Origin of the sequence: Kordiimonas sp., assembly GCF_965216265.1 — a bacterium.
GTDB lineage: Bacteria > Pseudomonadota > Alphaproteobacteria > Sphingomonadales > Kordiimonadaceae > Kordiimonas.
Genome location: NZ_OZ244153.1, coordinates 1,203,915 through 1,217,236, shown reverse-complemented (window position 1 = coordinate 1,217,236; position 13,322 = coordinate 1,203,915). Strand labels below are relative to the sequence as shown.

10 protein-coding genes are annotated in these 13,322 nt (G+C 54.3%); 8 read left to right on the top strand and 2 right to left on the bottom strand.

Features of this window, described 5'->3' with window-relative positions:
* Nucleotides 1-20 precede the first annotated feature (20 nt).
* The 5 genes from ACOOGA_RS05665 to ACOOGA_RS05645 all read left to right on the top strand — a co-directional run bounded on the left by ACOOGA_RS05665 (nucleotide 21) and on the right by ACOOGA_RS05645 (nucleotide 9,922).
* Entirely contained in the window at nucleotides 21-2,453 is a 2,433-nt protein-coding gene (locus tag ACOOGA_RS05665; RefSeq protein WP_420429899.1) for an ABC transporter permease, read from the top strand.
* A 51-nt stretch (nucleotides 2,454-2,504) separates the two neighbouring features.
* A complete protein-coding gene (locus tag ACOOGA_RS05660) occupies nucleotides 2,505-5,024 on the top strand; it encodes an ABC transporter permease (RefSeq protein ID WP_420429898.1) in 2,520 nt (839 codons plus the stop codon).
* Nucleotides 5,025-5,034: 10 nt separating this feature from the next.
* Nucleotides 5,035-7,470, top strand: a complete 2,436-nt coding sequence (locus ACOOGA_RS05655; RefSeq protein ID WP_420429897.1) for an ABC transporter permease — start codon at nucleotides 5,035-5,037, stop codon at nucleotides 7,468-7,470.
* A 235-nt stretch (nucleotides 7,471-7,705) separates the two neighbouring features.
* Nucleotides 7,706-8,716 carry a DUF2336 domain-containing protein gene (locus tag ACOOGA_RS05650; RefSeq protein ID WP_420429896.1) on the top strand — a complete coding sequence of 337 codons (1,011 nt, stop codon included), beginning with the start codon at nucleotides 7,706-7,708 and terminating at the stop codon, nucleotides 8,714-8,716.
* Between the two features lie 234 nt (nucleotides 8,717-8,950).
* A complete protein-coding gene (locus ACOOGA_RS05645) occupies nucleotides 8,951-9,922 on the top strand; it encodes a DUF2336 domain-containing protein (protein ID WP_417462592.1) in 972 nt (323 codons plus the stop codon).
* Between the two features lie 32 nt (nucleotides 9,923-9,954).
* Here the strand turns inward: ACOOGA_RS05645 and ACOOGA_RS05640 are convergent, their stop codons facing one another.
* The gene (locus tag ACOOGA_RS05640) at nucleotides 9,955-10,602 is read right to left on the bottom strand and encodes a DedA family protein (RefSeq protein WP_417462552.1); all 648 of its coding nucleotides are present in this window, start codon (nucleotides 10,600-10,602) and stop codon (nucleotides 9,955-9,957) included.
* 76 nt (nucleotides 10,603-10,678) lie between these two features.
* Here ACOOGA_RS05640 and ACOOGA_RS05635 point away from each other — a divergent pair, with 76 nt between their 5' ends.
* From ACOOGA_RS05635 to ACOOGA_RS05625, 3 genes are all read left to right on the top strand, one after another.
* Nucleotides 10,679-11,104, top strand: a complete 426-nt coding sequence (locus ACOOGA_RS05635; RefSeq protein WP_417462553.1) for an arsenate reductase ArsC — start codon at nucleotides 10,679-10,681, stop codon at nucleotides 11,102-11,104.
* Nucleotides 11,101-12,153, top strand: a complete 1,053-nt coding sequence (gene arsB, locus ACOOGA_RS05630) for an ACR3 family arsenite efflux transporter (RefSeq protein WP_417462554.1) — start codon at nucleotides 11,101-11,103, stop codon at nucleotides 12,151-12,153. The genes ACOOGA_RS05635 and arsB overlap by 4 nt, the downstream gene beginning before the upstream one ends.
* Before the next feature lie 151 nt (nucleotides 12,154-12,304).
* A complete protein-coding gene (locus tag ACOOGA_RS05625; RefSeq protein WP_420429895.1) occupies nucleotides 12,305-12,835 on the top strand; it encodes an adenine phosphoribosyltransferase in 531 nt (176 codons plus the stop codon).
* Nucleotides 12,836-12,878: 43 nt separating this feature from the next.
* Here ACOOGA_RS05625 and ACOOGA_RS05620 read toward each other — a convergent pair whose 3' ends face one another.
* Nucleotides 12,879-13,253 carry a hypothetical protein gene (locus tag ACOOGA_RS05620; RefSeq protein ID WP_420429894.1) on the bottom strand — a complete coding sequence of 125 codons (375 nt, stop codon included), beginning with the start codon at nucleotides 13,251-13,253 and terminating at the stop codon, nucleotides 12,879-12,881.
* Between the last annotated feature and the right edge of the window lie 69 nt (nucleotides 13,254-13,322).

The following is a 13,322-nucleotide window of genomic DNA, read 5'->3' as shown; positions in this document are numbered from 1 at the left end:
GGTAAAGGGAGGACACAAAAGTGTTCCAGAACTATCTAAAAATAGCGGTGCGTAACCTGATGCGCCACAAACTGTTCTCAATCATCAATATCGCGGGGCTCGCTATTGGGCTTGCGGCTTTCATCCTCATCACGCTGTTTGTTCGGGACGAATTCTCGTGGGACAATCACTGGCAGCGAAGCGAAGATATTTACCGTTTGGAAAATACCTATACACGGATCAACCAACCTGATCGGGCCAGCCCCAATGCGGTTGAGCCCTTGAAGGAGATATTCGTCGATAGTTTCCGCGAGGTGGAAGATGTGGCGCGGTATATTGATGGCAGCGTCGTGGTGCGTGTGGGCGGCGAGCTGTTTCAGCAGCCAGCCCATATTGCCGAGCCGAACTATTTTGAGTTTTTCCACTTTCGTTTCACCGAAGGCAGTGCCGATACTGCTTTTGACAATATGTCGAACGTGGTGCTGAGCCAGCGAACCGCGCAGAAGTATTTTGGCAACAGCCCGGCGCTCGGCAAAACGGTTTCAGTGCGGGTTGGTGGCGAGTTTCGGGATTTTACCGTTAGCGCGGTAATAGCAAATCCGCAGGACCATTCGACTGTACAGCATGATTTTATCGCGCCCTTTAACCGGGAATATTTCGTTGGCGCACGCTGGTTCTCTGAAGATTGGCGTTTCGCATACTGGACAACCTATGTGCGGTTCGAGAGCGGTACAGACATCTCGCTGATCGAGGCAGAGCTGCCGGGCATCGTGGACCGCTATTTGCCAAAAGGGCAACAGGGGCAGGAAAATGGTCGCAACTGGTCCATGAAACTGCGGCTGGTGCCGATTGGGGATGTTCATCTTTATGGCAACGGCTCAAACACAGACGCAGACGTGCTGTTCGGTTTTCTGGCGATTGCCGTTCTCATCCTGATTATTGCGATGGTGAACTTCCTGAACCTGTCGATGGCGCGCACGGCGCACCGGGCGCGGGAAGTATCCATGCGTAAGGTGCTTGGCGCGAACCGAAGCCAGATCATGCAACAGTTTCTAGGGGAATCGATCATTTTGGCGCTGATCGCGCTCGTGATCGCACTGTCTCTCGTGGAGCTGGCGTTGCCATACTATAACGCGTTCCTTTCAACGCTCGTGAAAATGGACCTTGTTGGCGACCCCGTGTTGCTGGGGGCCGTTATTGCCCTGGCGGTTGGCGTGGGCCTGAGCGCAGGCAGCCTGCATGCGGCCTATTTTGCCATGCTGCGCCCGCGTGATGTGCTCTATAGCAACACATCCCCCGATTCCGGGACCAGCGGGCTGCGGGCTGGCCTTGTGGTGGCGCAATTCTCCATTTCCGTGGCGCTGATGATCGTTGCGTTTTTTGTCAATCAACAGACAGAGTTCGCGCGCCAGCTGGACCTTGGTTTCAACCCAGATAACCTGTTGGTGGTTTCGGGCACCAACAACGACCGCTCGAACGAGTTTAAAAGCAGGTTGATTGAAAGTCCGTTTATCCAAAGCGTTGGACGTTCGTCCGATGTTCCCACTGAGGGCAGCGAAGACCGCCTGCATATCCGCCCCGCCAGCGGTGGCGAACAGGTGATGCTTGATGGCTTGCCGACGGGGCCAGACTTTTTCAAGGTCTATCAAATCCCGCTTCTGGCAGGCAGGTACCTGACGGACACGGGCACAGACGTCCTGCGTGACCGCGGCGATGAAGCTGAATATGCGTCGGCGGCAAATATCGTCGTGAATGCGAAAGCAGCATCTGCGCTTGGTTTTGAAACAGCTTCAGCAGCGATCGGCCAGCAGGTTTCGGCTGACTTGTCTTCAAGCTTGCGTGTGGACGCTACCATCGTAGGTGTTGTGCAGGACTTCCATTTTGACAGTGCCCGTGATGTCATCCGACCCGGTATTTACTACATTGATTTCGCGCGTAACTCGGACATGACTGTGCGCATCGATGCGAGTAATCGGGACGCGGCAATCAGTGCGATTGAGCAGGCATGGCAGGAAACATATCCTGATGCTATCCTGGGCTACCGCAGCATGCCGGAGCTTGTTGAGCTTCAGTATCAAACTGATGCACGGCTGGGTGACATTCTGGCGATCTTCACCCTCTTGGCGGTAACCATTTCCTGCATGGGGCTTTATGGCCTTGCGTCCTTCACGGCGGAGCGGCGCACCAAGGAAATTGGTATCCGCAAGGTACTGGGTGCCCGGCTTGGGGATATCGTCCGGTTGCTGCTCTGGCAGTTCTCAAAGCCGATCCTGATCGCCAACCTGCTGGCGTGGCCAGCGGCTTTCTACTTCCTGAATGACTGGTTGGACGGTTTTGCATACCGCATTGAGCTTGGGGTGCTGCCCTTTGTTCTCATAGGCGGTGCGGCGCTTTTCATCGGCTGGCTGACGGTGGCTGGCCATGCCTTTCTGGTGGCGCGGGCAAATCCCATTCAGGCGTTAAGACACGAATAATACAAGGGCGGGGTCCTGCCCCGCCACTCACTACAACGCGAGGGAAAAACAATGTTCAAGAACTATCTGATGACCGCGTGGCGGCACATTATCAAAAACAGACTGTTTTCGATGATCAATGTGCTTGGGCTCGCCATTGGCCTGATGAGCTGCATTCTCATCCTGTTGTTTGTGCGGGATGAGCTCACTTATGATGCCTGGGTTCCTGAAGGGGAGCGTGTGGTCAGGCTTCATAGCGCGTTCCAGTCACCGGGGCGTCCACCGTTCCTGACGGTTCGTTCTGCGGGGCGCATGATGGAGGCGATGAAAAATTATGCATCAGCGGAGGTTGAAGACGGTGTTCGGCTCGTCGTTGAAGGTACTTCAATCCTTCAGGATGACAGGGCGTTTGACGAAACCATCTTCTTCGCCGACGGATCGTTCTTTAACGTGTTCCCGTTGCCTTTTGCCGACGGTGATGTGAGCCGGGCTTTCTCAAAGCCGATGGATTTGGTCATCAGTGAAGACGCTGCGGTCCGCTATTTTGGCCGTACGGACGTTGTGGGTGAAACGCTCACGTCCTGTTGCCTTGATAGCACCCCGGTATCACTGCAGGTTACGGGTGTGATCAAGAATATGCCCGAGAACAGCCATTTTGATATCGACTTTCTTGTTTATATGGACCCTGCGATGTTCGACCCCTTCCCGAACATCCTCAATACTTGGACAAGTGTGAACACCTACACCTATTTCAAACTTCGTGAGGGCGCGACGGCTGCTGACCTCAAGGAACGCCTTTACTACTGGCTGGATAATGAAAGCCCCTTCGTTGAAATGGGCCAGCAGCGTGGCATGGAGGGTAAACCGACAGATTTCATGCGTCCGAACGTCATGCCGCTCCATGATCTACACCTGTACGCCCGCAAGGATGCTGGCAACATGGGGGACCTGAGCGCAATGGGTGATGTGCAAAGCGTTTATGCCTTTGCCATTGTGGCTATCCTTATCCTCGTCATTGCCTCAATCAATTTCATGAATCTGGCCACCGCACGCGGTATCCGCCGGGCACGCGAAGTGGCGCTGAGAAAAGTGATGGGCGCTTCACGGCTTCAGGTTGCTGGGCAATTCCTTGGTGAAGCCGTCGCCGTTGCTTGCATTGCGCTTTTGGTGGCGCTTGTAGGGGTTGAGATGGCGCTGCCGGTTTATAATGACGCCATCAACCGCACGCTTGAGTTTGATCTGGCGGGTGATCTGCCGCTCTTTGCGACGCTTATCGGCGTCGCCGTGATTGTAGGTGTGCTGTCAGGCAGTTATCCGGCGGCGTATCTGTCGCACTTCAGGCCGGCAAAAATCCTGAAGTCCAACAAGTCATCAGACAGTGGCGCGGCGAGCAAGTTCCGTACTGTGCTGGTGGTGTTCCAGTTCGCTATCTCAATCGGTTTGATCGTGTGTACGGCTGTCATATACGGTCAGACTGAATACGCCCGCAACATGGATGTGGGCTACAGCTACTCGAGCAAGCTTGAACTGATGGGCATGCGCCGTGCAGGTGTGGCGGAACAGCGTGATGCTATCGCAGATGCCATGCGCCAGATACCCGGCGTTGAAAGTGTTGTTTATTCGAGCGAGGCACCAAGCCAGGACAATGAAAACAACACGAGCTTTCAGCTTCTCCCTGGCGAGGACGAAGGCACGGGCGGTGAGCAGGTTGTCATCAACTATCACTCTATGGGCTATGATTTCTTTGAGGCCTATGATGTAACTCCGCTGGCCGGGCGCACCTTCGATCGTGCCTTTGGTACAGACGAAACTGTGCTCGTCCCAGAAGAAGAGAACCGGATGGGGGCTTCAAGTGTCATGATCAACGAAACCGCGATGCGGGCGCTTGGTCTTCGTTCACCCGAAGAAGCTGTTGGTCGTGTGCTTCGGGCCGATGTATGGCAGGCAGGTCAGTATGACCTCACAATCATTGGTGTGGTGCCGGATATTTATTTCCGCTCCCTCAAGTTTGGTGTGCGCCCGACAGTTTACTTCAACCAACCTGACCGCTTCAATGTGGCAACGATCACCTTCAACACTAATGATATCCCCACGCTTCTGGGCAACATAGATAAAGTGTGGACAGAGTTGGCACCTCTTGTGCCCATGCGGCGTGAATTCCTTGTTGATATGCTGGACGCTCAGTATCAGGCGGAGGATGCCCAGGCGACCATGTTTGCGGCGTTCTCTGTGCTGGCAGTGATTGTGGCGTGCCTTGGGCTTTACGGTCTTGCATCCTTCACCGCAGAGCAGCGCACCAAAGAGATTGGCATTCGTAAGGTGCTGGGGGCCACGGTGCGGGATATTGTGCAGCTTCTTGTCTGGCAATTCTCTCGCCCTGTACTCATTGCAAACATCATTGCGTGGCCGCTTGCCTGGTATGTGATGTCCGGTTGGCTGGAAGGTTTCCAGTACCGGCTGGACAACAGCTTTATCTGGGTACTGGCGTTGGCGGCGGGGACCATTGCACTTCTTGTGTCGTGGCTGACGGTAGCGTCCCGTGCGATCAAGGTTGCGCAGTCTAACCCTATTCACGCGCTTCGTTACGAATAGGGAGGATGCCATGTTGCTCACCCATCTGAAGTTAAGCATTCGGCACATTGTCAAACAGAGGCTGTTTTCGCTCATTAACATCGTGGGGCTCGCGGTTGGGCTCGCGAGTTGTGTTGCGATCCTTCTCTTTGTGCGAGACGAAATGTCGTACGACAGCTTTTGGCCAGAGGGTGAGCAAATCCACCATGTTACCTGGCGTAGCACACCCGACGGACGAGGTGAGCTGTATCTTGGTGCAACGCCGGGCCCCATTGGCCCCTTGCTTGCAAGCGATTTTGGCGCAGACATGGATGCGGTTACCCGGGTAACCAACTCCTCAGAGGCGGTAATTCGTGACGGGCAAGGCCTACCCACGATGGCGTATTTTGTTGATGCCAATTTCTTTGAGGTGTTCCAGCCAAGCTTTATCGCAGGTGACAGGGCTACCGCCCTGAAAGATGTCTCGGGCCTCGTGATAACAGAAAGCGCGGCACATAAGTTTTTTGGTGAAAGTGATGTGTTAGGCAGGGAAGTTCACTTCGGTTCGGGGCGCAGTTTCATTGTCTCCGGTGTTGTCGAAGATCTGCCGGACAATACTCAGTTCTCTTATGAGATGATTGTGCCTCTTCTCGATACGGATTTCATCGAGGACGGCCATGTCTTGACCGAGAGTTGGGATAGTATTGGCTTCATGACCTTCGTGAAGCTCAAGGCAGGCGTGCCTGTGACACGTTTTGATAGCCTGTTTGGACCGTTTCTCGATCGTTATGCCCCTGATTGGGGTGTGGATTTTGTAGCTTCCGAACGATGGAAAATGGAACTGGTGCCTATTGCAGACATGCATATGTATGGCCCAGCTCGTGCGGTCTACAAACCTAAGGGGGACATCAACACGGTTTATGCCTTTGTAGCAATCGCACTGCTCATTCTGGTTATCGCGTGCCTGAATTTCATGAACCTGGCGACGGCTCGCTCGGCTGCGCGCGCGCGGGAAGTAGCGGTCCGGAAAGTTCTGGGTGCAGGCCGGGCGGATATCATCCGGCAGTTTCTGATCGAGACAGCCGTGATGGTGGGCCTGTCTGTCGTTCTCGCGCTTGCAATCCTTGAGGTGGCGTTGCCGTATCTTAACGAAGTTTTGGCCAAGGTACTGCGGCTTGATTACGCGGGCGACCCGCTCTCGCTTGCGGCCCTCGCGGGCCTTGCGCTGATCACGGTGATTGGTGCGGGCCTTCATCCGGCGCTTGCAACATCACGCTATTTGCCAGCCCGCGTGCTGAGGGCAGGGCGGTCAGAGCCCGCAGGGTCGGTGCGCCTGCGAATGATGCTGGTGGTAATCCAGTTTGCGGTTTCCATCTTCCTCATCACTGCAACCACGATTGTGTATCGCCAACTGGACCATATGCAGTCCCTTGATAGAGGCTTTGATGCGGAGAATATTCTCTGGGTCAGCAAGATGAGCGATGACGCTGTCGCGCCTATGCAGGAGGCCTTCAAGAAGCGGCTGCTGGACCATCCCGACGTGATGAACGCAGCTTTCAGCTGGACACTGCCGGGCTACAGTGGGCGCAGCTACAATGGTGTCTCTGGTGTCGACGGCAAAGAAGTGGCCCCTATGGCAATCACCACCCGTTATGTGGATGAAGACTATTTTGCCACATATGGCACCGAGGTAACGAGTGGGCGTTCGTTCTCAAAGGCTTATGGCACAGATGCCATGCGCCAAAAGGGTGAGGCTGATTGGCATGACGGTGCCGGGCTCGTTAACCGCGCGGCCCTTGACTATCTGGGGCTCGGCACAGCGGCAGAAGCTGTTGGTAAAACCATTCAGTTGGATGCGATCACCATCACAGTGATTGGCGTGGTGGAAGATACACTGGTTGATCATGTCGCTTCTGGTTCAGAGCCCATGCTCTATGTCAACGACCCAGGCTCATACGCACGCCTTGGTGTGCGCTACCGCAGCAGTGATGCAGCCTTCAAGGACGTGGCTGAAGGTATCTGGCGGGAGATGTTCCCGCTGGTGCCACCCCGGATGGGTTTTCTTGATGAGACGCTTGAGGCTCAGTTTGCGGCAGACCGTGAACGCGGGTTTATCTTTGCTGTTTTCTCGGGCCTTGCGATATTGATCAGCCTTCTGGGGCTTTATGGTCTGGCGAGCTTCTCCACAGCGCAGCGTGCCAAAGAAATCAGCGTGCGCAAGGTATTGGGCGCAAGGGTCAGGGATATTGTCTCGCTGCTGGTGTGGCAGTTCTCAAAACCTGTGTTGTTTGCGAGCCTTATTGCGTGGCCGTTTGCCGTCTATTTCATGCAGAACTGGCTGACACGTTTCCCAAGTCAGGTTGGTTTTGATGCGTTGACATTTCTGGCGCCGAGTACTGGCGCCCTTGTTCTGGCGTGGCTGGCCGTTGGTGGACACGCCGCCTTCGTGGCTTCATCAAACCCTATTGCGGCCTTGAAAGAAGAATAGGCCAACAGATCTCTCGCGTCGGGGGGAAACCCCCGGGCAATAACTCAAAGGGGGCGTTTGCCCCCTTTTTTTTGCCCGCATTCGTTGTGGCCATGAACTTTAAATTTTAGCTAAGATTTTAGCCAATCCTTGACGAAAAGCTTAGGAATGCGTGAGATACTGCCAATATCGGGCCCGTGTAGTTGAGTAAGTTTAGTTGAGTAAAACCTTCAGGCATCACCAGAAGGCTATTTCATTGAGTACAACGGACATCACCATGCTGATTGATACTGTAAAACTTGAAAAAATGGCGCTCGCGAAGCGGGTGGGCCAATTTCTTGTTGCTGAGCAGGTGCAGGAAGAACGAGCAACGGTGGAAAACGTAGCGCGTGTTCTGGCGCAGGATGTCAGTGCGCAGGTGCGTGAGGTTCTGGCGTTTGAACTGCGGAAATGCAAGGTGCTCGCAACCGATCTGGCTGAGAAAATTGCGCATGACGTTGAAAGCGTTTCAGGGGCGTTTCTTGGCGAAACCATGGTGTTTACCGATAAAGAATGGCTGAAACTTATCCCGGGCCTCAAGGAGCCGAGCCTGGTTGTTGTGGCGCGGCGTAAGGACCTGAGCGAGACCGTGCAGGAGAAACTGGCGACCGTAGGGCAGGAACCAACTGTAACCTCCCTTGTGCGCAACGATAACCTAACACTTGCAGAGGTGGCGTGCGACAAGGTGGTTGACCGTTATAGCGACAACCGCCGCATGATGGACCATCTGGGCGCTCGGGCCGATCTGCCGCTCAAGGTGGTTGAGCGCATCATCAACAATGTTTCTGATCATTGCCGTGAAATGCTGATCGAGCATTACGCTGTTGATCAGGGTGTTGCCTCCAAAATGACGGAAGACAGCAAGATCGAGGTTTTGTGGGCGCAGCTTAAGAATGCCAGCCCGACCCAGATACATGCCTTTGTTACTGACCTCAGGAACGACCGTCGTTTGAATTACCTGTTGGTTATCGAGATTACGGGCCGCGGTTGCCCGACCTTTATGGAAAGCTCACTGGCGCTTGAGGCTGGTTTGCCGCTCGGTCGTATTCGCGAGATTCTCACGCTTGAAGACCCAGCAGCGTTTGTGCGCTTGATGCAGATGGCGAACGTGAGCAAATCGATGGCACCGCGTTTTCTGCAACTCGCGAAAAAATTCTATGGCAAGACCAGCAATGTCACCCCCATCAAGGATGCGGTTGAGGACAAAGCCAAAGACGCTGTCGCCTGAATCCTCGCCAAAAACTGAAATCTTCATTGCGCCGCAGAGACTATCTGGCGGGGCTTTTAATGTGCCTTGATAGAGGGCTGACGAGAAGCCTGAAGTGTGCCGTGAAAATAATGAATGCCATGCCGCCGATTAGCGAAAATTTTACGGATTAATTGATTAAATAATAAGACTTGGGTGCCAAAATATCTGCTGCCATAGAAAATGGCGGCGAAATAATATTGGAGTCGATAAGTGATGAGTTTGGCCCTTGGCAACCTGGTCAACGCGGACCGCCTAGAAAAGGTGGTGTTGGCGCAGCGTGTCTCCCGCTTCCTGAGTTCAGGAGGACGTGAAACCGAAGAACTGGAGGCTGCGACAAATATCGCCCGCGCCCTCGCTCAAGACATGAGCGTGCAGGTGCGTGAGACCTTGGCATTCGAGTTGCGCCTGTGCAGGGATATCCCGCAAGACCTCGCAGCCCGCATTGCAAGCGATGTAGAGAGTGTGTCTGGCGCCTTTGTGGAGACAACCTTCGCGCTGAGCGACAGCCAGTGGGCTGGCCTTATTCCCCACCTTGAAGAACATGCACATATCCGGCTCGCGCGTCGTAGCGATATTGGCGAACAAACTGCCCTTGCGCTTGTCGCAAGTGGTTCCGGCAAAACCGTCACTTACGTGATGAAAAACATCAACGTGCGGCTTACCAATGATATCTGTGAGAAGGCCCTGCAACGCTTCTCTGCGGAGCAGCAAATTATGGATGCCATGGGGCACCGCGATGACATGCCGCTTGCAGTAGCTGAGCGAATCATCGCGCTGGTGTCAGAGCAGTGCCGCCAGGTTCTGCTCTCCAATTATGCGCTGCCCGATAAGGTGGTGGGTGAGCTGATTTTCAAAAGCCAGAATGAGACGCTGTGGCGGCAGATAGCACAGGCAGGCCCCGCGCAGGTTCATGGGTATGTGGTTGACCTCAAGAAGCAGGGGCGCTTGTCTGAAATGCTGACGCTTGAGATGGTTGAGCGCGGCAGTTTCCAGTTCCTTGGTAGCGCGCTGGCAATAGAAGCAGGCGTTACCCTTGGTGAAGTGCGGGCTGTGCTCGAACAAGGTGAATTGCGCGCGCTGTTGCAGCTCATCCAAAAAGCGGGGTATGGCAAAACATCTGCCCAACGCATATTTCGCATACTCAAAGAAAATGAAATTTCAATAAGCCGTACCGGCGGCCACTGAAAGGCTGTGGTGTTCTCTGCTCTCAGGTGGATCTAGCGGTCCACCTGTTTTAATATATCGGCATGGTCGCTTTTGCGGGCAATAATGCGGGCGGGAATAAGGACAAGCCCAGCGGCCAGAATGCCTGCGCCCGCGCTTACCATCCACCCGTTTTCCGCAAACAGTTGCCCGGTCTGGCTAACCACCGCCATGATCACAGTGCACCAGACCACGCCACCCAAGCCCGCAACCGTGATGAAGCGCGTGGGCGAAAGGTGCAGATAACCAAACACCAGATATACAATGCTGCGTGACCCCGGAATGATGCGGGATAGCAAAAGCACCTCAGTCTGTTTTGGTGTTACCCAGGCCTCAAGTTTGGCCATGCCGCTGGATGGTAGCCAGCGCGCTGCCCACGGCAGCTCCCGTGTCATATAGCCAAAAAGATAAACGGCGCAGTCCCCGGCTAAAATAGCCGTTGCCAGTGCGGCGGTTGTGGTAACACCGCTGAGCAGGCCCATACCCACCATCAGCCCCGCAGTAATCACTGCGGCGGTATCAAAAAAAAGCGATAGAAGCATCAGCGCCAGCGTCAGGCGCAGCGGTTCAGAAGCAAAAGCTTCTATCCACACCATGATGTCTTCTATGAGCATAAATCGCCGTGCCTTGATCTGGAAGATTTCAAAATACTCTAAAGGCATATGTCTGGCTTGTCATCTTGCGGTCATCTCTGTTTACGTATAAAAGAATCCATAATTCTGGAAATAAGGATTTATTATGTCGAATGATCAGATGTATGATGTTCTCATTCTTTGCACAGGCAACTCGTGCAGGTCGATCATGGGTGAAGCCCTCGTTAATCACCTTGGGGCCGGGCGGTTTAAAGCCGTAAGCGCAGGGAGTTCACCGGCCGGTTATGTGCATCCTGGGACGCTTGCGGCGCTCAAGCGGGCAGGCCTGTCGACCGCTGACCCGCGGAGCAAATCCTGGGACGAGTTCGCGGGGCGCCATTTTGACTATGTTATTACGGTATGCGATCAGGCGGCGGGCGAAACCTGCCCTATCTTTGCCGGTGCTCCTAGAAAGTTGCACTGGAGCACGCCGGACCCTGCAAAGGCCACAGGCAGTGATGCCGAAGTGAAGGCGGCCTTTGATACAGCTTTGCACATGCTGAAAAAGCACATAGAGGAAGAATTGTTATGAGTAAGGATACATCGTCAGCCATGGGTCTGTTTGAACGCTACCTGTCGGTTTGGGTGGGCTTGTGCATTGCGGCAGGTGTTTGTCTCGGTGCTATTTCGCCGAGCTTTTTTCAGATGGTCGCGGCGCTTGAATATGCGGGCGTTAACCTCGTTGTCGCAGTCTTTATCTGGGTCATGATTTACCCAATGATGGTGAATGTGGATTTCGCGTCTATCAAGGATGTGGGGAAAAAGCCAAAAGGCCTGTGTATCACGCTGGTTGTAAACTGGCTGATAAAGCCTTTTTCCATGGCTGCTCTGGGCGTCTTGTTTTTTGACTATATATTTGCGGGCCTTGTCGCGCCTGAAACGGCAAATGAATATATAGCAGGCATGATCTTGCTGGGTGTAGCGCCTTGCACGGCAATGGTCTTTGTCTGGAGCCAACTGGTGCGCGGCGACGCCAATTACACGCTGGTGCAGGTTTCGATCAACGACCTGATCATGGTGGTTGCCTTTGCGCCTCTATGCGCCCTGCTGCTGGGGGTCACGGATATCATTGTGCCGTGGCAGACTCTGTTTTTCTCTGTCCTCTTGTATGTGGTTCTTCCCCTGTTGGCTGGCTATATCACGCGCAAGCGGCTGGAAGGCGGTAGCACGCAGGCCCGTATTGATGCGTTTACAGGCACAATTAAGCCCTTTTCCATCTTGGGTCTTCTGGCAACTGTTGTTGTCCTGTTCGGGTTTCAGGCCCAGACGATCCTTGACCGCCCGCTCGTGATTGCGTTGATTGCCGTTCCTTTGCTGATCCAGACATACGGTATTTTTGTCATCGCCTACGGCTGGGCTTATATATGGCGGGTGCCGTTCAGCACAGCAGCCCCTGCGGCTTTGATTGGGACATCCAATTTTTTCGAGCTGGCTGTGGCCGTGGCAATTGGCCTTTTCGGCCTGAACTCAGGCGCGGCGCTTGCGACAGTGGTTGGGGTGCTGGTTGAGGTTCCGGTGATGCTGTCGTTGGTAGTGATCGCTAATCGTACCCGGCGGCATTTTCCTGAGGCGTCTCTCTGAAACTCCTGTTGATGCGTAAGGACACCAAGGTGTTCCTTCCAGCCTAATCGGGTGCGGTGCATATCTTATGTGCCGTACTCTCTCTTTTCTTGTTCAAGGCGCTTGGTGAGCGTAATCTGCCCTCCTAGTCCAATCTGGCAAGAGGTTATATATGAAGGACTTGAAGTCCTATATCCGCACGGTTCCTGATTTCCCGAAAGAAGGAATTCAGTTTCGGGATGTCACGACGCTTCTGGGAAACCCGGCGTCGTTCCGGCATGCGGTAGATGCCATTGTCGCAGCTTTCAAGAATGATAAAATTCAGAAAGTTGCCGCTATTGAAGCGCGTGGTTTTGTGCTGGGCGGTGCCATCGCACACCGTCTGGGGGCAGGCTTTATCCCCATCCGGAAGGAGGGCAAGCTGCCTGAGCAAACCATCGCGGAAAGCTATTCCCTTGAATATGGTGAGGCAACGCTTGAGATGCACCTTGACGCATTGGCGCCGGGCGACCGCATTCTGGTGGTTGATGACCTTATCGCAACGGGTGGCACCGTAGACGCCGCGCTGGCGCTGATCGACCGGCAGGGTGGTGACGTGGTGGGCTGCGCCTTTGTCGTGGACCTGCCGGATCTTGGAGGCAGCACAAAACTCAAGACCCGCTGCGAACGGGTGGTGAGCCTGTGCAGCTTTGAAGGCGACTGATACCGGCGATACTGCATGAGGCAGTGCCTCATGCAGTTACTCATCATCCTTCGGTGTTTTTAAAGACGATTACCCCGAACAGGATCATCGCCAGCAAAACAACAAGCGACGAGATGCCCGCAAGCGGTTCAATGGCGGCAACTCCGGAAAACATCGCGTACAGCGCCACCACCATGCCAATAAGGCCGATGTGCGAGAGCCATTTGTGCGCCAGCATCAGCTTGCTGACCGCAACATCACCAAGCCCGCGATAAAATACACCATAGAGCGCCATGGATACCCACCCTAACAATATAAGGTGGGCGTGCGTGGGCATCTGGCTATGGTCGTGAGAAGACGCCATATGGATGCCCATCGCCATACCGAGCACGGCATAGATCACCGCCGCCCGAAGGAAGTGTCCAGACAGTGTAGTCATGATAGATTTTCTCCAAAAAACTGAACCGGCCCCCTATGCTCCGCACATGGTTCAGCGTCAATCGGCAGA

Excerpts from the sequence above, each read along its gene's own strand:
- ACOOGA_RS05660 (WP_420429898.1), top strand. The coding sequence starts at position 2,505 with ATGTTCAAGAACTATCTGATGACCGCGTGGCGGCACATTATCAAAAAC.
- ACOOGA_RS05655 (WP_420429897.1), top strand. The coding sequence starts at position 5,035 with ATGTTGCTCACCCATCTGAAGTTAAGCATTCGGCACATTGTCAAACAG.
- ACOOGA_RS05645 (WP_417462592.1), top strand. The coding sequence starts at position 8,951 with ATGAGTTTGGCCCTTGGCAACCTGGTCAACGCGGACCGCCTAGAAAAG.
- ACOOGA_RS05640 (WP_417462552.1), bottom strand. The coding sequence starts at position 10,602 with ATGCCTTTAGAGTATTTTGAAATCTTCCAGATCAAGGCACGGCGATTT.
- ACOOGA_RS05635 (WP_417462553.1), top strand. The coding sequence starts at position 10,679 with ATGTCGAATGATCAGATGTATGATGTTCTCATTCTTTGCACAGGCAAC.
- arsB (WP_417462554.1), top strand. The coding sequence starts at position 11,101 with ATGAGTAAGGATACATCGTCAGCCATGGGTCTGTTTGAACGCTACCTG.
- ACOOGA_RS05625 (WP_420429895.1), top strand. The coding sequence starts at position 12,305 with ATGAAGGACTTGAAGTCCTATATCCGCACGGTTCCTGATTTCCCGAAA.
- ACOOGA_RS05620 (WP_420429894.1), bottom strand. The coding sequence starts at position 13,253 with ATGACTACACTGTCTGGACACTTCCTTCGGGCGGCGGTGATCTATGCC.